This window comes from Micromonospora sp. NPDC047557, assembly GCF_043205095.1.
Classification (GTDB): domain Bacteria; phylum Actinomycetota; class Actinomycetes; order Mycobacteriales; family Micromonosporaceae; genus Micromonospora.
Map to the genome: position 1 here is coordinate 383502 of NZ_JBIDDK010000003.1, position 22339 is coordinate 405840.

At 73.7% G+C, this 22339-nt stretch carries 17 protein-coding genes and 1 pseudogene; 12 read left to right on the top strand and 6 right to left on the bottom strand.

Annotation, left to right across the window (positions count from 1 at the left end):
• Positions 1-66: 66 nt before the first annotated feature.
• Together ACGGAQ_RS12240 and ACGGAQ_RS12245 are read right to left on the bottom strand one after the other, a co-directional pair.
• Positions 67-822 carry an ABC transporter permease gene (locus ACGGAQ_RS12240; protein ID WP_393047643.1) on the bottom strand — a complete coding sequence of 252 codons (756 nt, stop codon included), beginning with the start codon at positions 820-822 and terminating at the stop codon, positions 67-69.
• The gene (locus tag ACGGAQ_RS12245; RefSeq protein WP_393047646.1) at positions 819-1559 is read right to left on the bottom strand and encodes an ABC transporter ATP-binding protein; all 741 of its coding nucleotides are present in this window, start codon (positions 1557-1559) and stop codon (positions 819-821) included. Before ACGGAQ_RS12245 ends, ACGGAQ_RS12240 begins: the two co-directional genes overlap by 4 nt.
• A gap of 554 nt (positions 1560-2113) precedes the next feature.
• Between ACGGAQ_RS12245 and ACGGAQ_RS12250 the strand changes: the two are divergent.
• From ACGGAQ_RS12250 to ACGGAQ_RS12265, 4 genes and pseudogenes are all read left to right on the top strand, one after another.
• Positions 2114-2437, top strand: a pseudogene (locus tag ACGGAQ_RS12250) (phosphoribosyl-AMP cyclohydrolase); the annotation flags it as partial.
• Between the two features lie 180 nt (positions 2438-2617).
• The gene (gene hisI, locus ACGGAQ_RS12255; RefSeq protein ID WP_393047897.1) at positions 2618-3046 is read left to right on the top strand and encodes a phosphoribosyl-AMP cyclohydrolase; all 429 of its coding nucleotides are present in this window, start codon (positions 2618-2620) and stop codon (positions 3044-3046) included.
• A complete protein-coding gene (locus ACGGAQ_RS12260; RefSeq protein ID WP_393047649.1) occupies positions 3043-4596 on the top strand; it encodes an anthranilate synthase component I in 1554 nt (517 codons plus the stop codon). Before hisI ends, ACGGAQ_RS12260 begins: the two co-directional genes overlap by 4 nt.
• 55 nt (positions 4597-4651) lie before the next feature.
• A complete protein-coding gene (locus ACGGAQ_RS12265; RefSeq protein WP_393047652.1) occupies positions 4652-5218 on the top strand; it encodes a Trp biosynthesis-associated membrane protein in 567 nt (188 codons plus the stop codon).
• On the opposite strand, the gene ACGGAQ_RS12270 is transcribed toward ACGGAQ_RS12265, so the two are convergent.
• On the bottom strand, positions 5219-5488 hold the full coding sequence (locus ACGGAQ_RS12270; RefSeq protein WP_393047655.1) for a hypothetical protein: 270 nt from the start codon (positions 5486-5488) through the stop codon (positions 5219-5221).
• Between the two features lie 487 nt (positions 5489-5975).
• On the opposite strand from ACGGAQ_RS12270, the gene trpC reads away from it, so the two are divergent.
• Genes trpC through trpA form a run of 3 tightly spaced genes read left to right on the top strand, consistent with a single transcriptional unit; the run spans position 5976 to position 8860 of the window.
• A complete protein-coding gene (gene trpC, locus ACGGAQ_RS12275) occupies positions 5976-6779 on the top strand; it encodes an indole-3-glycerol phosphate synthase TrpC (protein ID WP_039906616.1) in 804 nt (267 codons plus the stop codon).
• 37 nt (positions 6780-6816) lie between these two features.
• On the top strand, positions 6817-8055 hold the full coding sequence (gene trpB / locus ACGGAQ_RS12280) for a tryptophan synthase subunit beta (RefSeq protein ID WP_354856176.1): 1239 nt from the start codon (positions 6817-6819) through the stop codon (positions 8053-8055).
• Position 8056: 1 nt separating this feature from the next.
• Entirely contained in the window at positions 8057-8860 is an 804-nt protein-coding gene (gene trpA, locus ACGGAQ_RS12285; protein ID WP_393047657.1) for a tryptophan synthase subunit alpha, read from the top strand.
• A 242-nt stretch (positions 8861-9102) separates the two neighbouring features.
• Here the strand turns inward: trpA and ACGGAQ_RS12290 are convergent, their stop codons facing one another.
• Entirely contained in the window at positions 9103-9765 is a 663-nt protein-coding gene (locus tag ACGGAQ_RS12290) for an NUDIX hydrolase (protein WP_393047660.1), read from the bottom strand.
• A 101-nt stretch (positions 9766-9866) separates the two neighbouring features.
• Here ACGGAQ_RS12290 and lgt point away from each other — a divergent pair, with 101 nt between their 5' ends.
• Positions 9867-11057, top strand: a complete 1191-nt coding sequence (lgt, locus tag ACGGAQ_RS12295; RefSeq protein WP_393047662.1) for a prolipoprotein diacylglyceryl transferase — start codon at positions 9867-9869, stop codon at positions 11055-11057.
• Between the two features lie 15 nt (positions 11058-11072).
• The gene (locus ACGGAQ_RS12300; RefSeq protein WP_234587996.1) at positions 11073-12260 is read left to right on the top strand and encodes an FAD-dependent monooxygenase; all 1188 of its coding nucleotides are present in this window, start codon (positions 11073-11075) and stop codon (positions 12258-12260) included.
• A gap of 85 nt (positions 12261-12345) precedes the next feature.
• On the opposite strand, the gene ACGGAQ_RS12305 is transcribed toward ACGGAQ_RS12300, so the two are convergent.
• Positions 12346-13182 carry a GNAT family N-acetyltransferase gene (locus ACGGAQ_RS12305; protein ID WP_393047900.1) on the bottom strand — a complete coding sequence of 279 codons (837 nt, stop codon included), beginning with the start codon at positions 13180-13182 and terminating at the stop codon, positions 12346-12348.
• A 174-nt stretch (positions 13183-13356) separates the two neighbouring features.
• Between ACGGAQ_RS12305 and gltB the strand changes: the two genes are divergently transcribed.
• From gltB to ACGGAQ_RS12320, 3 genes are all read left to right on the top strand, one after another.
• Entirely contained in the window at positions 13357-18048 is a 4692-nt protein-coding gene (gene gltB / locus ACGGAQ_RS12310; RefSeq protein WP_393047903.1) for a glutamate synthase large subunit, read from the top strand.
• On the top strand, positions 18041-19576 hold the full coding sequence (locus ACGGAQ_RS12315) for a glutamate synthase subunit beta (RefSeq protein ID WP_393047665.1): 1536 nt from the start codon (positions 18041-18043) through the stop codon (positions 19574-19576). The genes gltB and ACGGAQ_RS12315 overlap by 8 nt, the downstream gene beginning before the upstream one ends.
• A 254-nt stretch (positions 19577-19830) precedes the next feature.
• Positions 19831-20370 carry a hypothetical protein gene (locus ACGGAQ_RS12320; protein ID WP_393047668.1) on the top strand — a complete coding sequence of 180 codons (540 nt, stop codon included), beginning with the start codon at positions 19831-19833 and terminating at the stop codon, positions 20368-20370.
• A gap of 270 nt (positions 20371-20640) precedes the next feature.
• On the opposite strand, the gene ACGGAQ_RS12325 is transcribed toward ACGGAQ_RS12320, so the two are convergent.
• Positions 20641-22182, bottom strand: coding sequence for a M1 family metallopeptidase (locus ACGGAQ_RS12325; RefSeq protein WP_393047671.1), 1542 nt, complete (start codon positions 22180-22182; stop codon positions 20641-20643).
• Between the last annotated feature and the right edge of the window lie 157 nt (positions 22183-22339).

The window sequence follows — 22339 nt, forward strand, 5'->3', positions numbered from 1 at the left end:
CCGCTGACGCCGCCGGTCGCCCGACGGCTGGCGGCAACCCGCGGGGCGCGGGTCGCCGCCGGTCGGTCAGCCGGTGCGCCGGCGCAGGGTCGCCGCCGCGAGCACCAGCGCCAGCACCACCGCGCCGAGCACCACGCCCACGTCCCGCCACATCGTGCCGGTCGGCTCGGCGTTGGCGCCGACCTCCTGCAACGCCTCGATGGCGTACGACAGGGGGAAGGCGTCACTGAGCGCCTGGAGCCAGCCGGCCATCTGGTCGCGGGCCACGAACAGTCCACAGAGCAGCAGCTGAGGGACCACCACGACCGGCAGAAACTGTACTGCCTGGAACTCGGTGCGGGCGAAGGCGCTGCACAGCAGGCCGAGGGCGACGCCGAGCACCGCGTCGAGCACCGCGATCCCGATCACCAGACCGCTGCTTCCGACGGTGCGGAGATCGAAGATCCAGTACGCCACACCGGCGGCCACCGCGGCCTGCACGGCGGCGGCCAGCCCGAACGCGATGCCGTACCCGAAGAGCAGGTCGAGCTTGCCCAGCGGGGTGGTGAGCAGCCGTTCCAGGGTGCCGGAGGTGCGTTCCCGCAGCATCGCGATGCTGGTGACGAGGAACATGATCACGAAGGGGAAGATGCCCAGCATCACCAGCGCGACGCGGTCGAACGTCGACGGTTGCCCCGGCGGGGTCGGCTGGTCGACGTACATGAAGTAGACCAGGGTGAGCAGGACGGCCGGCACCAGCACGAGCAGCGCGATGGTGCGCCGGTCGTGCCGGAGCTGACGCAGGATGCGGCCGGTGGTGGCCGCCAGGATCCGCGGGTTCACGATGCCTCCCGTCCGGCCGGCGCGTCCGCCGCGCCGGCCTTGATCAGTCGCAGGAACGCCTCGTCGAGGTCGTCCACGCCGGCGGCGGCGCGGATCGCGGCCGGGCTGTCGTCGGCGATCAGCCGCCCCTGGCGGATCAGCAGCAGCCGGTCGCAGCGGGCCGCCTCGTCCATGACGTGACTGGACACCAGCAGGGTGGTGCCGGCGGCGGCCATGGCGTGGAACCGGGCCCACAGGTCGGCGCGCAGCACCGGGTCCTGACCGACGGTCGGCTCGTCGAGGATGACCAGCTCCGGGTCGCCGACCAGGGCGCAGGCCAGCGAGGCGCGGCTGCGCTGACCACCGGAGAGGGTGGCGACCAGTTGGCCGGCCGCCTCGGCCAGCCCGACCGCGCTGACCGCCTCGTCGGCCTCGGCACGACCACGGCCGTAGAGGGCCGCGAAGTACCGGGCGTTCTCCCGGACGGTCAGGTCGGCGTAGACGCTCGGCGCCTGGGTGAGGTAGCCCACCCGGTTGCGCAGCGCCGGGGTGCCCGCCGGCTGGCCCAGCACGGTGACCGTCCCCGCGCTGACCACCTGCACGCCGACCACCGCGCGCATGAACGTGGTCTTGCCGCTGCCGCTGGGGCCCAGCAGGCCGGTGACGGCGCCGCGCGGAACGGCGCAGCTGATGCCGTCCAGCACCCGCCGTCCGCCCCGGTCGACCACCAGGTCGCGGACGGTTATCGCGTCGTCCATCACGCACCTCCGAAAACTCATCGTCTGTTGAACTCAACGCTAGATGAGATAACTCCGTCCGCGCAACAGCCCGCTTCCCCGACACCGCCCGCCGTCGCGCCCAGCATCACAACGGGCAGTAGGCTTCGGACCGGACAGCAGGTCCGGCAACGGGCATTGCGTACCGATCGGGCGTACGGCACGATGACGCCGTGGGTCACGCTCCGTTACCGCACAGCGGATTTCTTGAGGACTGGGCCGCGCGGTTGCGGGACGCCGCTGAGCGGCCGGTCGTCGGCATCCTGCTGCGCGGCAGTCACGCCCGACGGGCCGCCACCGCGCACAGCGACGTCGACCTCGACGTGCTGGTCGGCGGCTCCCCGTACGCCGCCCGCCGCGCGTACCTGGCCGAGACCGCCGGCCGGGTCACCCACGTCTCGGTGGCCGCCCGCGACGTCCGCTCCTGGGTGCACCGGCTCGGTGAACCGGCCGACTGGGCGTTCGGGCTGCCGGTCACCGCGCCGGCCCGGCTGCTCTGGGCCGACCCGCACTGGCGGCCCCGGATCGACCTGCCGGTGCTCTGCCAGCCCGCCGAGCCACCCCGGCTGGAGGAGCTGATCGCCATGCTCGGCAAGGCCGCCGCCGCCCGGGCCGCTGCCGACCGCCTCGGGGTCCGGCTGGCCGTGGCGGACCTCGCCCGGCTCTGCCCGTCGGTGCTGCGCCCGGCGAACCCGTCGGTACGGGTGTCCTCCCGGCGGGCGGCGTTCGCGGCGGCCCTGGAACTGCCGGTCGCCCCCGCCGGCTACCGGGACGACATGCTGCTCTGCCTCGGGCTGCGTCCGGGCGGCACCGGGCAGCTCTGGGCCGCCGCCGTACGGCTGGTCGCCGGGATCCTGCCGTTGATCCGCCCGTACGCCGGGGAGATCGCCGACGCGGCCGGCGCCGACCTGGCCGACGCCCTGGTCGACGGCCGGCTGGACCGCTACGTGGCCCAGCTCGCCCGGCCCGTGGGTCACCCGCCGCACGCTCGGCGGGAGTCGTCGCCGGTGCCCGCGCCGCGTGCAGGACAATGGGTAACTGTGCCCGTACCTGACGCGCCGGTGACCGGCGTCCCCAGCGATCCGAGCGGCCCGGCGGCGTCGGCGCCGGTCCGTCCGTCCCAGCTCGATCCGGCCATCGCGGCCCGGCTGCGCCGCACCGCCGACGGTCTGGTCGCCGCCGTGGTCCGCGCCCACGACTCCGGCGAGGTGCTGATGGTCGCCTGGATGGACGACGAGGCGCTGCACCGCACCCTCACCACCGGCCGGGCCACCTACTGGTCGCGCAGCCGCCGCGAGTACTGGGTCAAGGGCGCCACCTCCGGCCACCACCAGTACGTGCGTTCGGTCGCGCTGGACTGCGACGGCGACGCGCTGCTGGTCAGCGTCGACCAGGTCGGCGTGGCCTGCCACACCGGGCACCGGACCTGCTTCTTCACCGAGCTGCCGGTGACAGGGGCCGGCACATGACCGACGGCGCGGTGAGCCCCGACCTGGCCACCTTCACCGACGTGGCTGCCCGCTGGCGCGTCGTGCCGGTCACCCGACGCCTGCTGGCCGACGCCGAGACCCCGGTGGGTGTCTACCGCAAGCTCGCCGGCGGCCCCGGCACGTTCCTGCTCGAGTCGGCCGAACAGGGCGTCGGCTCGGCGGGCATGGCCTGGTCGCGGTACTCGTTCATCGGCGTGCGCAGCAGCGCCACCCTCATCGAGCGGGACGGGGTGGCGACCTGGCTCGGCCAGCCGCCGGCCGGGCTGCCCACCGACGGCGACCCGGTGCGGGTGCTGCGGGACACCGTCGCGGCGCTCGCCGGCCCACTCGGGGACCCGTCCGACGGTCTGCCCCCGCTGACCGGGGGCATGGTCGGCTACCTCGGCTACGACCTCGTCCGCCGCTTCGAGCGGCTGCCCGAGCTGACCGAGAACGACCTGGGCGTGCCGGAGCTGGGCATGATGCTCGCCACCGACCTGGTGGTCCTCGACCACTACGACGGCTCGGCGATCCTGGTCGCCAACGCGGTGCTGCCGCCGCTGGACACCCCGGGCCGCGACGCGCAGGTCACCGCCGCGTACCACCACGCGGTGGGCCGCCTCGACGCGATGACCACGGCGCTGTCCCGACCCATCCCACCGATGATCTCCACGGTCGAGCGTCCGCCGGCCGACGAGGTCCTCTGTCGTACGCCCGAGGGTGGCTACGTCAAGGCGGTGGAGGCCGCCAAGGAGGCGATCCGGGCGGGCGAGTGCTTCCAGATCGTGCTGTCCCAGCGCTTCGAGCGGGTGACGCACGCCGATCCGCTGGACGTCTACCGGGTGCTGCGCACCAGTAACCCCAGCCCTTACATGTACCTGCTGCGCTTCGACGGGTTCGACATCGTCGGCTCGTCGCCGGAGGCGCACCTGAAGGTCACCGCCGGTGCGGACGGGCGGCGTCGGGCGCTGCTGCATCCGATCGCGGGCACCCGGCCACGCGGTGCCACCTCGACGGCGGACGCGGGGCTCGCCGCCGAGCTGCTCGCCGACCCCAAGGAGCGCGCCGAGCACGTGATGCTCGTCGACCTGGGCCGCAACGACCTGGGCCGGGTCTGCGAGCCGGGCAGCGTCCAGGTGCCCGAGTTCGCGACCATCGAGCGGTACAGCCACGTGATGCACATCGTCTCCACCGTGACCGGCACGCTGCGTGACGACTGTTCCGCGTTCGACGCGCTCGCCGCGACCTTCCCGGCCGGGACGCTCTCCGGGGCGCCCAAGGTGCGGGCCATGGAGATCATCGAGGAGTTGGAGCCGGTACGCCGCGGTCTCTACGGCGGCACGGTCGGCTACTTCGGGTTCGGCGGCGACCTGGACATGGCGATCGCCATCCGGACCGCGCTGATCCGTGCCGGCCGCGCCTACGTGCAGGCCGGCGCGGGGGTGGTCGCCGACTCGGATCCGGCCGCCGAGGAGCAGGAGACCCGCGACAAGGCCGCCGCCGTGCTGGCCGCGATCGCCGCGGCGGAAACGCTGAGGGCGGCCCGGTGAGCGCGAGGAGTGCAGCGCAGCGGAGCCCCGCAGTCGCGAACGAAAGGTCGGTCCGGTGAGCGTGGGGGGTCGGCGTCAGTTGACGTACGCCATGCTGCTCTGCCTGGCGGGCGCGGCCCTGGCGCTGTGGGCGGCGACCCGGGGCTGGTCGGTCGAGGTGACCGAGCGGCCGGCGCCGCTGCCGCCGGTGCGCGAGGCCCGCAGCGGGGCCGCCCTGCTGCCGTGGCTGCCGGCGCTGGCGCTGGTCACGCTGGCCGGCGGTGGCGCGGTGCTGGCCACCCGGGGCCGGGTGCGGCGGCTGCTGGGTGTGCTGCTGGGCGTTCTGGGCCTGGCGGTGGCGGCCGGTGGTGGTTACGGGTTGGTCGCCGATCTCGACGGCGTGGTGAGCCGGCAGTGGCCGGCGCTCTGCCTGCTCGGCGGTCTGCTCGCCGCCGTGGGCGGCGGGTGGACGGCGCTGCGGGGCGGCGTGTGGCCGGCGATGGGCGCCCGGTATGAGCGGCCGACGCGGACCGTAACGGAGAGTGCGCCCACGACGGTCGCCCCACCGGGCCGGATGGCCGGGCGGCGGACCACCGAGGCCTGGGACGCGTTGGACCGGGGCGAGGACCCGACGGCCGGCTGATCAGCCGACCGGCTGACGCTCCCGCTGCGTTCGGGCGGCGGCGGCGCGGGCGGCGGTCAGTTCGGCCACCAGGCGGTCCAGTTCGGCGCGTCGGTCGGCGCGGGCCCGGTCGGCGCAGACCGCCTCCCAGGCGTTGCCGCGTGCGGTGCGCATCCGGCTCTCGCCGACGACGGCTCGCTCCAGGGTGTGCACCACGCCGACGGCGAGGGACGCCACGGTCCGGGAGATGGTGGTCAGTCCGATGCTCGGGTTCGACTCGGCAATGCTCATTGGTCACCCCGCACGAGGAGTTGGCGACGGTCGGGCAGGCGCGTCATCGAGTCTGCCCGAGGACGATGCTGGCCGGCTGACGTTTCGCCGGGGTGACCGCCCGGTCAACTGTCCCGCCAGGCCCGCGATCTGGCACCGGCCGTTCGGCCTTGAGCTTGCTCACAGCATCGACCGGTGTCGTTGTCGTCGGGCGGTGGACCGGAAGCGGTGGCATGATCGATGGGTCGGCCCGGTTCGACCGGGGCCGCCGGGCCCCGTCGTACGACGGCGGTCGATACCGGGAGGTGGCGCTGCGTGACATCCCGTTCACGGCAAGTCGGCCATTATGCCGCAGCCCTTTTCGTGAGCAGCGCCATACCCCCGGCTCCCGGCGTCGGTCGGCTGCCCCTAGCATCGGCCCATGACACCCGGAGAGGGGAGTCCGTTGGTGACTGCTGAGCATGCGCACGCGGAGGGGGACGAGGCCGGTCAGGCAGCGTCCGTAAGCGTGCTCGACGAGATCCTGGCTGGCGTGCGCGAGGACGTCGCCCGTCGCCAGGAGCAGGTTCCGTTGGAACGGATCCGTGAGCTGGCCGCGGCGGCGCCGCCGCCGCTGGACGCGTACGCGGCGTTGCGTAAGCCCGGCGTGGCGGTCATCGCCGAGGTCAAGCGCTCCTCGCCGTCGAAGGGCCGGCTGGCCGAGATCGCCGATCCGGCCGATCTCGCCGTCGACTACGCGGCGGGCGGGGCGCGGGCCATCAGCGTGCTGACCGAGGGGCGCTGGTTCGGCGGGTCGCTGGACGACCTGGCCGCCGTCCGGGCCGCGGTCACCGTGCCCGTGCTGCGCAAGGACTTCGTGGTCTCCAGCTACCAGGTGCACGAGGCGCGCGCGCACGGCGCCGACCTGGTCCTGTTGATCGTGGCCGCCCTTGAGCAGAACGTGCTGATGGGCCTGCTGGAGCGGATCGAGTCGCTCGGCATGACCGCGCTCGTCGAGGTCCACGACGAGGAGGAGGCCGACCGCGCCCTGGAGGCCGGTGCCCAGGTGATCGGGGTCAACGCCCGTGACCTGCGTACCCTTCAGGTGGATCGGTCGGTGTTCGAGCGGATCGCGCCGGGCCTGCCGAGCAGCGTCGTCAAGATCGCCGAGTCCGGCGTCCGCGGACCGCACGACCTGATCCGGTACGCCTCCGCGGGTGCGGACGCGGTTCTCGTCGGCGAGGGCCTGGTCACGCAGAAGAGCCCACGCGAGGCGGTGGCCGAACTGGTCAACGCCGGCAACCACCCGGCGACGCCCCGGCCGGTGCGCTGACCCGCGCCGGTGTGACGCCCCACCGAGAGGATTTCCGATGAGCGCCGATGCGCTGGCCCCGGTGGCCGGCTCGCAGCCCGACTCCGCCGGCCACTTCGGCCGCTTCGGCGGTCGGTTCGTGCCCGAGGCCCTGGTGGCCGCGCTCGACGAGCTCGACGGGGCGTGGCGTACGGCGATCGCGGACGAGTCGTTCCGGGCCGAGTTCGGGGCGCTGCTGCGCGACTACGCGGGCACGCCGTCGCTGCTCTACGAGGCCCGGCGGTTCTCCGCGAAGGTCGGCGCGCGGGTGCTGCTCAAGCGTGAGGACCTCAACCACACCGGCGCCCACAAGGTCCGCAACGTGCTCGGCCAGGCACTGCTCACCAAGCGGATGGGCAAGACCCGGGTGATCGCCGAGACCGGGGCGGGCCAGCACGGCGTCGCCACCGCGACCGCCGCCGCCCTGTTCGACCTCGAGTGCGTGGTCTACATGGGCGAGGTCGACACCGAGCGGCAGGCGCTCAACGTGGCCCGGATGCGGATGCTCGGCGCCACTGTCGTCCCGGTCACCACCGGCTCGCGCACGCTCAAGGACGCGATGAACGAGGCGATGCGGGACTGGGTGGCGAACGTCGACGAGACCCATTACCTGATCGGCACCGCCGCCGGGCCGCACCCCTTCCCGGCGATGGTCCGTGACTTCGTCCGGGGCATCGGTGACGAGGCCCGCCAGCAGTGCCTCGACCTGACCGGCGCGCTGCCGGACGCCGTCACCGCCTGCGTCGGCGGCGGCTCCAACGCGCTGGGCATCTTCCACGCCTTCGTCCCCGACGAGGACGTGCGGCTCTACGGCTTCGAGGCCGGCGGCGACGGGGTGACCACCAGTCGGCACGCCGCCAGCATCACCGGTGGGTCGGCGGGCGTGCTGCACGGCGCCCGCACGTACGTGCTCCAGGATGCCGACGGGCAGACGCTGGAGTCGCACTCGATCTCCGCGGGCCTGGACTACCCGGGCGTCGGGCCCGAGCACGCCTGGCTGCACGACACCGGCCGCGCCAGCTACCTGCCGGTCACCGACGCCGAGGCGATGGCCGCGTTCGAGCTGCTCTGCCGCACCGAGGGGATCATCCCGGCGATCGAGAGCGCGCACGCCCTCGCCGGCACCGTCACGCTGGCTCCGAAGCTGGCCGCCGAGCTGGGCCGGGAGCCCACCATCGTGGTCAACCTCTCCGGCCGGGGCGACAAGGACGTGCACACCGCCGGGGACTACTTCGGCATCCTCGACAAGGAGCACTGAGATGAGCCGCATCGGGGTGGCCTTCGACAAGGCCCGGGCCGACGGGCGGGCCGTGCTGGTCGGCTGCATGCCGGCCGGGTTCCCGACCGTCGAGGGCAGCATCGCGGCCATGACGGCGATGGTCGAGGCCGGCGTCGACGTCATCGAGGTGGAGATCCCGTACTCGGATCCGGTGATGGACGGCCCGGTCATCCAGAAGGCCAGCGACATCGCGCTGGCCGGCGGCGTCCGGACGTCCGACACGCTGCGCATCATCGAGGCGGTCGCGGCGACCGGCGCGCCAGTCGTCACGATGACCTACTGGAACCCCATCGAGCGGTACGGCGTGGACGTGTTCGCCCGCGACCTCGCCGCCGCCGGGGGCAGCGGCCTGATCACGCCGGACCTCATCCCCGACGAGGCTGCCGAGTGGCTGGCCGCCTCGGACGCGCACGGCCTGGACCGCACCTTCCTGGTGTCGCCGTCGTCCACCGACGCCCGGGTGGCGATGACCGTGGACAACTGCCGGGGCTTCGTCTACGCCACCGCCGTGATGGGGGTGACCGGCGCTCGGGCGCGGACGTCCGACGCCGCCCCCACGTTGGTCTCGCGGGTTCGCGCGGTCACCGACCTGCCGGTCGGTGTCGGGCTGGGCGTGGGCACCGGAGCGCAGGCCAGCACCGTCGCCGGGTACGCCGACGGGGTGATCGTCGGCAGCGCGCTCGTCCGTTGTGTGCTGGACGCCTCCTCCGAGGCCGAAGGGCTGGCCGCGCTGCGCACCCTCAGCGCCGAACTCGCCGAGGGCGTCCGCAACCCCGCCCGCTGAACTCGGCCCCGGGCCCGAACGCCGGCCCTTCGACCGCGCGGCGCTGTACCGCTGGCCCCCGTTCGGCTGGCCGGTGCAACGGACGGCATGAGCGCCGGGCCTGCCTTTCGCTGAAGAGCCGTATACCTGTGAGTCATTTTTATGACTCACAGGTATACGGCTCTTCGGCAGGTGTGCTCCCCGAGGCGCAGGCATCAACGATTCGCGACCCCCCGCTGGTCCGGGCCGGCGCGAGTGCGGAGTCAGGGCAGAAGGGACGGGTCCGCTGCCGGCTCGCCGCGTTGCTCCGGCGGCTGACCGGCCCCCGACCGCTCATCGCGATCCGCGATCGGCCGGGCCTGCACGGGTTGGTTCTCGGCAGTGGGCTGGTCCTGGGCGGCGGCAGGCCGGTCCGGCGCGGCAGGCCGGTCCTCCCCGGTGGGGCGGCCCGGCGGCGTGGGGGTGACGGTGTCGAGCGCCCAGGAGACGCGGCGCAGGACGCCGGAGCGGCCGGCGAGCCCGTCGGTGACGGCCGCCCGGGTGAGCGGGGTGACGGCCTCGGGTAGCGCCCCGGAGGCGTGCCAGGACAGCCGGCAGCCCGGCGGCGGGTCGGCGCTCGGCCGGCCCTCGACGACACGCGCGCGGAACACGTGCACCAGGATGTCCGGCAGCGGGCCGGCCCGCCCGGCTCGCGAGTGCGTCGTCGGGCCGTCAAGGTGGTAGACGCCCACCAGGTCGACCAGGTCGATCTCCCAGCCGGTCTCGGCGCGGATGTCGCGCAGCGCCGCCCGTACCGGGCTCTCCGCCGGGCGCAGCCGGCCGCCGGGCAACGCGTACCGGCGCTGGCCTCGGCCCTGGCGGCAGAGCAGCACCCGGCCGGCGGCGTCGGTGACGACCGCGGCGACCGCCCAGGTGAGCGCGCTCATGGACAAAGAGCGTACGGCGGCGCAAACCAGAAGTCATCGGGATCCGCGCACGGCGGCCCGGGGTGCCGCTGCGGGGGTGCGCAGCGGTAGCGTGTGCACCCGTGACCATCGCCTCGCTGTCCCCCCAGGCAGCCTTGCCCAGTCCCAGCACCGCGGTATGGCAGCTCGGGCCGGTCCCGATCCGGGCGTACGCGCTGTGCATCATCGCCGGCATCGTGCTGGCCTGCTGGGTGACCGAACGCCGTCTGCGTCAGCGCGGCGTCGCGCCCGGCGCGGTGCTCGACATCGCCGTCTGGGCGGTGCCGACCGGCATCATCGGCGCCCGGATCTACCACGTGATCACCTCCCCGGAGAAGTACTTCGGCGCCGGTGGTGAGCCGCTTAAGGCGTTCGCCATCTGGGAGGGCGGTCTCGGCATCTGGGGCGCCGTCGCCGGTGGGGCGATCGGCGCGTGGATCGCCGCCCGCCAGCTGGGCATCCCGTTCAGCGTGGTGGCCGACGCGCTCGCGCCCGGGCTGCCGCTGGCCCAGGCCGTCGGGCGGCTCGGCAACTGGTTCAACAACGAGCTGTTCGGTGGCCGCACGACGCTGCCGTGGGGCCTGGAGATCCACCGGATGGACCCGGACAACCCGGGGCACGCGCTGCGGGACGACGCCGGGCAGCCGATCCTCGAACCCGGCCTCTACCACCCGACGTTCCTCTACGAGGCGCTGTGGAACCTGGGCGTGGTCGCGCTGGTCCTCATCCTGGACCGGCGGTTGCGGCTCGGGCGGGGCCGGGCGTTCGCGCTGTACGTGATGGGTTACACCGCCGGCCGGTTCTGGATCGAGCTGATGCGCAGCGACGAGGCGAACCAGATCTTCGGCGTACGGCTCAACGTCTGGACGGCCGCCCTGGTCTTCCTTGGCGCGTTGATCTACTTCGTGCGGGTCCGTGGCCCCCGGGAGTACCTGATCCCGATCGGCCCGGCCGCCACCCCCACGCCGCCCACCACGTCCGACCTGTCCCAGGTCGACCTCTCCGAAGGCCAGACCGGCGCGCGCGCCGCTGCCCCGGAGGGTTACCGGGTGGTCAGCGAGGAGCAGTACGACACCTGGCGGAACACCGGCGTGGCGCCGCCGGAGGCGGCCGACGACGTACGCCCCGAGGGCGCCGAGCCGCTCGACGACGAGGCGACCGACGACGAGGCAGCCAGCGCCCGCGCCGACGGGCCGGTGGATGACCCGCGCGAGGCGCGCGACGAGGACCGGGCCGACGCCGCCGGCGTGCGCCCCGCCGACCGGGACAGCTGAGCGGGGGCGGCACCGATGCGAAGCGCGGTGGTGGTCGGCGCCGGGGTCGGAGGCCTCGCGGTCGCCGGCGCGCTGGCCCGCTCCGGTTGGCAGGTCACCCTGCTGGACCGCGCCGAGCGGGTCCGCCCCGAGCCGACCGCCGTGGTGCTCTGGCCCAACGGCGTCCGCGCGTTGCAGGCCCTCGGCCTCGGTGCCGGTCTGGCCGCCATCGCCACCCCGCTGCCCGACGGTGGGGTCCGCCGCCCGGACGGGCACTGGCTGGTGCAACCCCGGCCGACGCCGGCCGACCGGATGCCGGTGGTGGTGCACCGGGAGGATCTGCACGACGCGTTGATCGCCGGCCTCGGTGACCGGGTCGAGCTGCGTACCGGGGTGACCGTGCGCCACGTTCGCGTCGAGCCGGGCGAACGCCCGGGTGTGAGCGACGGACGGCACACCATCGAGGCCGACCTGGTGGTCGCCGCGGACGGCACGGACAGCGTCATCCGTCGCCAACTGGCCCCCGAGTCCGGTGTGGTCAGCTCCGGCTGCGCGGCCTGGCGCGCGGTCATCCCCTGGTACCGGGCGCCCCGGCTGCCCGCCGACCAGCCGATCGCCGGCGAGGTCCTCGGCGCGGGCTACCGGTTCGTGGCCGCCTCGCTGGGCGAGCGTGGCTCCTCGGGCGGTTCCAGCCGGGGTGGCATCTACTGGGTGGCCACCGCCGCCGGCGCTCCCCGCCCCGAGCCGCCGGAGACCCAGCTCGCCCTCCTGCGCCGCTGGTATGCCGGCTGGCCGGCGCCGATCGCCGCGTTGCTCGACGCCACCGACCCGAGCGACCTGGTGCAGCAGGAGGTCCGTGAGCTGCGCCCGTTGCCCCGCGCCTACGGCTTCGGAGTCGGGCCGGGCGGGGTGGTGCTGCTCGGCGACGCGGCGCACGCCATGCCGCCGCACCTCGGCCAGGGCGCCTGCCTCGCCTTCGAGGACGCCGCGACGCTCGCCTCGCTGCTGCGCGAGGCCCGCCTGCCCGACGCCGTGCAGACGTACGACCGGGTGCGCCGTCCCCGGGCGGCGACCGTGGTCCGCCAGACCCGGCGCATGTCGGCGGTGCTCCAGACCCGGGGCCGGTTGGCGCTGCGCGCCCGCGACGCCGCGCTGGGCACCATCAACTCGCGACTGCTCTCCAGCGCCGCCGCCTCCGCGGCGCAGTGGCGTCCGCCGGCCTGACCGTCCGCGTGGCGCCGCGAAACGGCGTAGCTCTGCGAAACCGCGTGGCTCTGCGAAACCCCGTGGCTCTGGGAAACCGTGCGGTTCAGGGGATCAGGGCGGCGGGTTCGGCGATGCAGGCGGTGCCGATGCGGCGGAAGCCGACCCGCAGGTAGACCCGTGCGATCTCCTCGCTGCCCGCGGAGAGGAAGACGAGGTCGGTGCCGGCGGCGAGCAGTTCGCGGGCGAGGGTGGCGGTCAGCGCGGCGCCCATGCCGCGACGGCGGGCGGCCGGCAGGGTGGCTACCCCGGCGATCTCCGCGACGTCGTCCACCCGCATCGCCATGCCGCTGGCCAGCGCGCCCTCGGTCGGCGTCCCGGCCAGCGCGGAGATCCGCCGGCCGTCGGCGATCCGGGCCCGCTCCTCATCCAGCGCGGCGAGCTCCAACTCGGTGACCGCCGCGTCGCGCTCGGCCGGCCCGGCCGGGCCGGGGGCGGTGCCGGCGGCGCCGAACGCCACGGCCGCCACCGCCCGCCGGGCGGCCACGTCGGCCGCGAAGTCGGGTGAGTCCGCCGCCAGCACCCGCACCGGTACGTCGGACAGCGTCGCCGGGTCGGGCAGCGCGGTCTCGTCCAGGACCATCAGCGGGGCCTCCAGCACGTTCAGCCCCGCCGAGCGGGCCACCGCCAGCAGCTCCGGGGTCGTCTCGTGCACCCATTCGAAGGCCTCCGGAAGGCCCAGCTCCCGCTGGCGCTCCCGCACCGAGCTCACGTCGGCCAGGGACGGTGCCTCGGTGGCGCCGATGCGGGGCCGGGCGTAGAACGGCCAACCGGCACCCTCGCGGACGAACAGCACCAACCCGCCGTGCTCCTCGGCACCGGCGACGTCGCGGGGCACCGCGTCGTAGAAACGTTCCAACCGGTCGAAGATGTCCTTGTGCACCGAATCCACCGCGCGAGACTACACGTCCCAGACTCTGGACGGTGTGATCAATCTTGAGTGGCCTTGTGCCCCCAGCCCTAACGTAGACTCAATAGACCCACGGGCCGACGTCGTCCCCACCATGATCCAACCTGAGTGACGACAGGAGGCCCGGTGGCTCAGCCGTACGCGGACGTGACACAGCCGCACCCGCACAGCCCGCAGGCGTCCCCGACGCCCGGCCCCCATCCGCCCGCCCAGGGCCTCTACGACCCGGCGCAGGAGCACGACGCCTGCGGGGTGGCCTTCGTGGCGGACATGCACGGCCGACGGTCCCATGCGGTCGTCGCCAACGGGCTCGGTGCGCTCTGCCGCCTGGACCACCGGGGTGCCCGGGGCGCGGAGCCCAACACCGGCGACGGCGCGGGCATCATGATCCAGATCCCGGACGCGTTCCTGCGCGCGGTCGCCGACGTCACGCTGCCACCGGCCGGCGAGTACGCCACGGGCCTGGTGTTCCTGCCCGACGACGACGCTGCCGAGGCCCGTGCCCGCCGGGTGGTCGAGAAGTACGCGCTGGTCGAGGGCGCGGACCTGCTCGGCTGGCGGGACGTGCCGATCGAGCCGCAGGGGCTCGGCGACACCGCCCTCGCGGCCATGCCCCGGGTGCGGCAGGTCTTCGTGGCCGCCCACCGCCTCACCGACTCGCCCGCCGGGCCGGCCGGTTCCGCCCTGAGCGGCATCGACCTGGACCGGGTGGCCTTCTGCCTGCGCAAGCAGGCCGAGCGGGAGACCGCCGAGCGGGGCGTGCCGGCGTACTTCCCGTCGCTGTCCAGCCGCACCATGGTCTACAAGGGCATGCTCACGCCCGACCAGCTGCCGGCGTTCTACCCCGACCTGCGCGACGAGCGGGTGGAGAGCGCGATCGCGCTGGTGCACTCCCGCTTCTCCACCAACACCTTCCCGTCCTGGCCGCTGGCGCACCCGTACCGGTTCATCGCCCACAACGGCGAGATCAACACGATCCGGGGCAACCGCAACTGGATGCAGGCCCGCGAGGCGCTCCTGCGCTCGCCGAACGTGCCGGGCAACATCCGGCGGGTCTTCCCGGTCTGCACCCCCGCCGCCTCCGACTCGGCGAACTTCGACGAGGTTCTGGAGCTGCTGCACCTGGCCGGGCGGAGCCTGCCGCACGCGGTCCTCATGATGATCCCGGAGGCGTGGGAGAACGACCCCGGGATGGATCCGGCCAAGCGGGCCTTCTACCGCTTTCACGCCAGCCTCATGGAGCCGTGGGACGGTCCGGCGTCGGTGGCCTTCACCGACGGCGAGATCGTCGGCGCGGTGCTGGACCGCAACGGGCTGCGCCCGGGGCGCTGGTGGCAGACCGACGACGGCCTCGTGGTGCTCGGCTCGGAGGCGGGCGTGCTCGACCTCGATCCCGCCCACGTGGTCGCGAAGGGGCGCCTCCAGCCGGGCCGGATGTTCCTGGTCGACACCGTGGCCGGGCGGATCGTGCACGACGACGAGATCAAGTCCGAGTTGGCCGCCGCGCAGCCGTACGGCGAGTGGCTGCACGCCGGGCTGATCGAGCTGGACGACCTGCCGCCCCGTGAGCACACCGTCTACACCCACGACTCGGTGCGCCGCCGCCAGCAGACCTTCGGCTACACCGAGGAGGAGCTGAAGGTCCTGCTCGCGCCGATGGCCCGTACCGGCGCCGAGCCGCTGGGCTCGATGGGCACGGACACCCCGATCTCGCCGCTGTCCACCCGGCCGCGGCTGCTCTACGACTACTTCCACCAGCTCTTCGCCCAGGTCACCAACCCGCCGCTGGACGCCATCCGCGAGGAGTTGGTGACCAGCCTGGCGTCGACGATCGGGCCGGAGGGCAACCTGCTCGACCCGGGCGCGGCGAGCTGCCGGCAGATCGTGCTGCCGCACCCGATCATCGACAACGACGAGCTGGCGAAGATCCTCTCCATCGACGAGGACGGCGACCTGCCCGGCTTCAAGGCGGTGCGGGTCTCCGGGCTGTACCGCATCCGCGAGGGCGCCGCCGGGATCAAGGCGCGACTGATCGAGATCTGCCGGCACGTCTCCGAGGCCATCGAGGACGGCGTCCGCATCCTGGTGCTCTCCGACCGGGACTCCAACGCCGATCTCGCGCCGATCCCGTCGCTGCTGCTCACCGCCGCCGTGCACCAGCACCTGGTGCGGGAGCAGACCCGTACCCAGGCGGCGCTGATCGTGGAGTCCGGCGACTGCCGGGAGGTGCACCACGCGGCGGTGCTGATCGGCTACGGCGCGGCGGCGGTCAACCCGTACCTGGCGTTCGAGTCCGTGGAGGACATGATCACCACGGGCACGCTGGCCGGAGTGCAGCCCGTGGCAGCGGTGCGCAACTACGCCAAGGCGCTCGGCAAGGGTGTCCTGAAGATCATGTCGAAGATGGGCATCTCGACGGTCTCGTCGTACTGCGGTGCGCAGGTCTTCGAGGCGGTCGGGCTGGACACCCGCCTGGTCGACCGCTACTTCCGGGGCACCCCGAGCCGGATCGGCGGCGTCGGGCTGGCCGGTGTGCACGCCGAGGTGGCCGCCCGGCACGCGCTGGCCTGGCCGCCGGCCGGCACCGCCGGCTCCGACCGGCTGGAGGTCGGCGGCGAGTACCAGTGGCGCCGCGAGGGTGAGCTGCACCTGTTCAACCCGGAGACGGTCTTCCTGCTCCAGCACGCCACCCGCAGCCGCCAGTACGACGTCTTCCGCCAGTACACGGCCAAGGTCGACGCGCTGGCCGCGCAGGCCGGTTCGCTGCGCGGGCTGTTCACCCTGCGCACCGGGGTCCGCCCGGCGGTGCCGATCGAGGAGGTCGAGCCGGCCACCGAGATCGTCAAGCGGTTCGCCACCGGCGCCATGTCGTACGGCTCGATCTCGGCCGAGGCGCACGAGACGCTCGCCATCGCGATGAACCGCCTCGGCGGCAAGTCCAACACCGGCGAGGGCGGCGAGGACGTTGATCGGCTGCACGACCCGCTGCGGCGCTCCTCGGTCAAGCAGATCGCCAGCGGCCGGTTCGGTGTCACCAGCGAATACCTCGTCAACGCCGACGACCTGCAGATCAAGATGGCCCAGGGCGCGAAGCCAGGCGAGGGCGGCCAACTGCCCGGCAACAAGGTCTGGCCGTGGATCGCCCGGACCCGGCACGCCACTCCGGGCGTCGGCCTGATCTCGCCGCCGCCGCACCACGACATCTACTCCATCGAGGACCTCGCCCAGCTCGTGCACGACCTGAAGTGCGTCAACCCGGCCGCCCGGGTGCACGTCAAGCTGGTCAGCGAGGTGGGTGTGGGCACCGTCGCCGCCGGTGTGGCCAAGCTCAAGGCCGACGTCATCCTGATCTCCGGCCACGACGGCGGCACGGGCGCGTCCCCGATGAACTCGCTCAAGCACGCCGGCACCCCGTGGGAGCTGGGGCTGGCCGAGGCGCAGCAGACCCTGCTGCTCAACAAGCTGCGCGACCGGGTCACCGTGCAGGTCGACGGCCAGCTCAAGACCGGCCGGGACGTGCTGATCGCGGCACTGCTCGGCGCGGAGGAGTTCGGCTTCGCGACCGCGCCGCTGATCGTCTCGGGCTGCGTGATGATGCGGGTCTGTCACCTGGACACCTGCCCGGTCGGCATCGCCACCCAGAACCCGGTGCTGCGCGAGCGGTACACGGGCACGCCGGAGTTCGTCGAGAACTTCTTCCTGTTCCTCGCCGAGGAGGTTCGGGGGTACCTGGCCGAGCTGGGCTTTAGGTCCATCGAGGAGGCCATCGGGCAGACCGAACTGCTCGACGTGGCCCCGGCGGTGTCGCACTGGAAGGCCCACGGGCTCGACCTGGCACCCGTCCTGCACCTGCCGGAACTGCCCGCCGGCGCTGCCCGCCGCGGGGTGCGCGCCCAGGACCACGGCCTGGAGCACGCTCTGGACAACGAGCTGATCGCGCTCGCCCGGCCGGCGCTGTCCGAGGGCGCGCCGGTCCGCGTCGAAGTCGCGGTGCGCAACGAGCACCGCAGCGTCGGCGCGATGCTCGGCGGCGAGGTGACCCGCCGCTTCGGCGGGGGCGGCCTTCCGGACGACACCGTCGAGTTCGTGCTGCACGGCACCGCCGGGCAGTCGTTCGGCGCGTTCCTGCCGCGCGGGGTGACGCTGCGTCTGCACGGCGACGCCAACGACTACGTGGGCAAGGGCCTCTCCGGGGGCCGGCTCATCGTCCGTCCGGACGCCGCCGCGCCGTTCCTCGACCCCGACGCAGAGCCGGGGCAGCGCGCGGAGGATCAGATCATCGCCGGCAACACCATCCTGTACGGGGCCACGGCGGGCGAGGTCTTCCTGCGCGGCCGGGTGGGGGAGCGGTTCGCGGTCCGCAACTCCGGCGCGGTCGCCGTCGTCGAGGGCGTCGGCGACCATGGCTGCGAGTACATGACCGGCGGCACGGTGGTGGTGCTCGGCGCGACCGGCCGCAACTTCGCCGCCGGCATGTCCGGCGGGACGGCGTTCGTGCACCTGTTGGACACCGCGCGGGTCAACACGGAACTGGTCGACCTGGCGCCGCTGGGCGAGCAGGAGCAGGCGCTGTTGCACGAGCTGGTGCAGCGACACGTGGCCGAGACCGGGTCGGCGGTCGCCGAGGAGCTGCTCAAGCGCTGGCCAGAGGCGGTGTCCGAGTTCACCGCGGTGGTACCCCGCGACTACCGCCGGGTGCTGGAGATCATGCGGGCCGCCGAAGCAGCCGGCCGCGATGTCGACGACGCGGTCATGACAGAACTGACCGCGCCCGCTGTGCCGGCGATGCCGGTGCCGCCCGCCCCGCGGGTGGCTGCCCAGGAGGTGGCACGTGCCTGACCCGAACGGTTTCCTGCGCTACGACCGGCGGCTGCCGGCCCGCCGCCCGGTGCCGGTGCGGATCAGCGACTGGCGGGAGGTGTACCCGCCGGCCGGCGAGGAACTCATCCGCGAGCAGGCCACGCGATGCATGGACTGTGGCATTCCGTTCTGCCACGACGGCTGCCCGCTGGGCAATCGCATCCCGGACTGGAACGACCTCGTCCGCACCGGCAACTGGGACGCCGCGGTGGAGTCGCTGCACGCCACCAACAACTTCCCGGAGTTCACCGGCCGGCTCTGCCCGGCGCCCTGCGAGGCGGCCTGCGTGCTGGGTATCGCCGGCGGTCAGCCGGTCACCATCAAGCAGGTCGAGGTGGAGATCGCCGACGCGGCCGCGGCGCGCGGGTTCACCCCGCGTCCGGTGCCGGCGCCGTCAGGCCGGTCGGTCGCCGTGGTCGGCTCCGGGCCCGCCGGCCTGGCCGCCGCCCAGCAACTGGCCCGCGCCGGTCACGCCGTGACGGTGTACGAGCGCGACGACGCGATCGGCGGCCTCCTCCGGTACGGCATCCCCGACTTCAAGTTGGAGAAGCGGCACATCGACGCCCGGTTGGCGCAGCTCGCCGCCGAGGGGGTGCGCTTTCGCACCGGCGTGAATGTCGGCGTCGACGTCACCGCCGAGCAGTTGCGCGCCGAGCACGACGCGGTGCTGCTGGCCTGCGGGGCCTTGCAGGGCCGGGACACCCCGGAGACCCCGGGGCGGGCGCTGCGGGGCGTACACCAGGCGATGGCGCACCTGGTCGCGGCGAATCGCGCGGTCGCCACGGCGGCCGGCGGCGGGCCTGGCGTGGCGGTCACCGGCGAGGGTCGGGCGGCCCGCGCGGTGCTGCCGGACGGCACCCCGATCGACGCGGCCGGCAAGCACGTGGTGATCATCGGTGGCGGGGACACCGCGGCCGACTGCCTGGGCGTCGCCCACCGGCAGGGCGCCGCCGGCGTGCACCAGCTCGACCTGTACCCGCAGCCGCCGCAGGAGCGCGACGAGGCCCGGGACCCGTGGCCGACGTGGCCGTGGATCCTGCGCAGCTACCCGGCGCACGAGGAGGGTGGCGAGCGGGTCTTCGCCGTGGCCGTGCAGGAGTTCGTGGACGACGGCGCCGGTCAGGTGCGCGCGGTGCGGATCGCCGAGGTGACCGTCGAGAAGCGCGACGGCCGGCGGATGGTCACCGTCGTCCCGGGCTCCGAGCGGGAACTGCCGGCGGACCTGGTGCTGTTGGCGATCGGTTTCGAGGGCACCGAGCAGCAGCCGCTGCTGGAGCAGTTCGGGGTGACCCGCAACCCGCGGGGTGCGATCGACGCCCGCGACGACTGGCAGACCGCCGCCGACGGCGTGTTCGTCGCCGGTGACATGCACCGGGGCGCCTCGCTGATCGTGTGGGCCATCGCCGAGGGGCGCGCGGCGGCCGCCGCGATCCACGGTTACCTGGGTGGCGCCGGTGCCCTGCCGGCGCCGGTCAGCCCGGCCGCGCAGCCCCTCGCCGTTCGCTGACCCGCCGTTCGCTGACTCGCCGTTCGCTGAGGAGTTTCCGGAGCCGTGGGGGGGGGGGGGGGGGGGGGGGGGGGGGGGGGGGGGGGGGGGGGGGGGCGGGGGGGCGGGGGGGGGGGCGGGGGGCGGGGGGGGGGGGGCGCGGGCGGGGGGGCGGGGGGGGGGCCCCCCCCCCCCCCCCCCCCCCCCACGCCGGTGAGACAGCGGTCACCGCTGGCGGGACGAAGCGGTGCCAAGATCATCGTTACGCTGCGGTCATGGACATCGAGGAGCGGTTGCGGCGTACGCGTCGGTGGCTGTGGATCGTGCTGATCGGCCTCTTCCTGAGCGGTGCCACCGCTTTCCCGCTGGAGATCGAGGTGCGCTGGCTGCTGCGCGCGCTGGACCCGCTCGCCGGCCAGATGCCGGCGCTGGTCGACTGGATCGAGCGGGTCCACACCGGACTCGTGACGGCGGGGCAGGACTACCCGTTCCTGCTCTACGGCACCGACTGGCTGGCCTTCGCCCACCTGGTGCTTGCGGTGGCGTTCTGGGGGCCGTTGCGTGACCCGGTGCGCAACGTCTGGGTGGTGCAGGTCGGCATGATCGCCTGCGCGGGAATCGTTCCGCTGGCGCTGATCTGCGGCCCGATCCGGGACATCCCGTGGTTCTGGACGCTCATCGACCTGTCCTTCGCGGTCGGGGCGTTCCCGCCGCTCTGGTTCGCCTACCGGCACATCCGCGCCGTCGAGGCCAGCACGGCCGAGGCGGCGGGGTCCCCGGCGACCGTGGGCGGTTCGGCGGCGTCGGCGTCCTGAGAGCCGCCCACCTGACTCCGACCGCTGGCGACGATTCTGGCCCGGAGGCCAGCCTCCCCCCACGCGTCCTTTGCTCTGCTTCACTCCACGCAACACCGCGCGTCCGATAGTCGGACAACCGGTGTTGCGTCCGTTGAAGCAGAGCAAAGGACGCGTGCGGGAGGGCGACGGCGGACGCAGCGGTGGTGGGTGAGATCGCTGCGGCGGGACCAGCGGGGACGCCGCAAGGCCCGCCGCCGGGGCGACGGGCCTTGCGGGTGAGGACTGCTGCTAGTGCGACAGCAGGCGGTGCGCCTCGTGGGACTCGCGGATCTTGGCCCAGGACTTCGGCTCGGCCGGCGGGGCGGCCTTGCGGGCGGCGCTGGCCACGTCGGGCCGGCCCGCGGTGAACAGCCAGGTGGTGAACAGCTCGTCCAGGTCCAGACCGGAGATCCGCTCGGCCAGGGCCTGGAACTCCTCGATGGTGCCGTTGCCGTACCGGTGCTCGGCCGTCCACGCAGGCAGGATCGCGAAGAACGCGTCGTCGCCGACGGCCAGCCGGAGCTGGTGCAGGGTCATCGCGCCCCGGTCGTACACCGCGTTGTCGAAGACCCGGTCCGCGCCCGGGTCACCGGGCAGCACCTGCCAGAACTCGTCATCGGCCGGGTAGCTGGCGTAGGTGAAGTCGAAGACCTCCTGCGCGGTGCCCTCGTCCTGCTCCTCGGACCAGAGCCACTCGGCGTACGAGGCGAAGCCCTCGTTGAGCCAGATGTTGCGCCAGTCGGCCACCGAGACCGAGTCGCCGAACCACTGGTGGGCGTTCTCGTGGGCCACCACGTACGTGTTGGCGCCGCGACGCCAAAAGCCCGGGCCGTACACCGGGCGGGTCTGCGTCTCCAGGGCGAAGCCGATGCCGTCCACCGGCCCGGCCACGCCACCTCGCGCCTCGAACGGGTACGGGCCGAAGATCCCGCTCTCCCAGTCGACGATCTCGCCGGTCCGTTCGATGCTGGCCCGCGCGGCCGGCCCGAGCGCCCCCAGCGAGGTGCTGTACGCGTTGATCACCGGCTGACCGCCCGGTGTGGTGTCGGTGACGATGTCGTACTGACCGATCGCCATGAAGGCCAGGTAGGTGGCGGTGGGGGAGGTGGTCCGCCAGATCCACCGGGTGCGGTTGCCGGCCTCGGCCGCCGGCGGGCGGGGCTGCACGCCGTTGCTGATCACCTCGACGCCGGTGGGCACCGAGACGGAGATGTCGAAGGTGGCCTTGTCCAGCGGGTGGTCGTTGCTCGGGAACCACCACCACGCCGACTCGGGCTCGTTGACCGCGAGCGCCCCGTCGTCGGTGCGTGTCCAACCGGTGTAGCCACCGACCAGCGTCTCCGACGGGATGCCGTTGTAGCGCACCACGATGGTGAGCTGCTGGCCCCGGGTGATCGTGCGGGCCGGGGTGACCACCAGCTCGTGCGCCCCCGCTTTGGCGGTGCCGGCCTCCCAGCCGTTGACCCGCACCGACTCGACGTCGAGCAGGAAGTCCAGGTTGAACGCCGAGAGGTCCTGCGTCGCGGTGGCGAGGATGGTGGTGGTGCCAGTGAGCCGGTCGGTGGCCGGGTCGTAGCGCAGCCGGACGTCGTAGTGCGAGACGTCGTAGCCGCCGTTGCCGTAGTCGGGGAAGTAGGTGTCGCCCAGGCCGGGAGCGCCGGGTTGCGGCGCGACCGAGACGACGGGCCGGCCCCAGCCCGTCGGGGCGGCCGGGGCGGGTGCGCCGGTGAGCATGGTGCCGGCGGTGGTGAGGGTCAGGGCGGCGGTGGCCGCCGTGAGGACTCGTCGCACGAGGTGGACTCCCTCCATCGGGTGTACGCACCGCAAACCTAATCGACAACTGTGAACGTCGCTGGCCCGGCGCGCTGCGGGCGTGTCACGGCGTCGGCCGTCGCGAAAGCGCGGGTCGCTACTGTCCCGGTGTCACCGCTGTCCGTTAGGGTTTCGG

Coding starts and splice junctions, on each gene's coding strand:
- ACGGAQ_RS12245 (WP_393047646.1), bottom strand. CDS start 1,559: ATGGACGACGCGATAACCGTCCGCGACCTGGTGGTCGACCGGGGCGGA.
- ACGGAQ_RS12260 (WP_393047649.1), top strand. CDS start 3,043: ATGACCGACGGCGCGGTGAGCCCCGACCTGGCCACCTTCACCGACGTG.
- ACGGAQ_RS12270 (WP_393047655.1), bottom strand. CDS start 5,488: ATGAGCATTGCCGAGTCGAACCCGAGCATCGGACTGACCACCATCTCC.
- trpB (WP_354856176.1), top strand. CDS start 6,817: ATGAGCGCCGATGCGCTGGCCCCGGTGGCCGGCTCGCAGCCCGACTCC.
- trpA (WP_393047657.1), top strand. CDS start 8,057: ATGAGCCGCATCGGGGTGGCCTTCGACAAGGCCCGGGCCGACGGGCGG.
- ACGGAQ_RS12290 (WP_393047660.1), bottom strand. CDS start 9,765: ATGAGCGCGCTCACCTGGGCGGTCGCCGCGGTCGTCACCGACGCCGCC.
- ACGGAQ_RS12300 (WP_234587996.1), top strand. CDS start 11,073: ATGCGAAGCGCGGTGGTGGTCGGCGCCGGGGTCGGAGGCCTCGCGGTC.
- ACGGAQ_RS12320 (WP_393047668.1), top strand. CDS start 19,831: ATGGACATCGAGGAGCGGTTGCGGCGTACGCGTCGGTGGCTGTGGATC.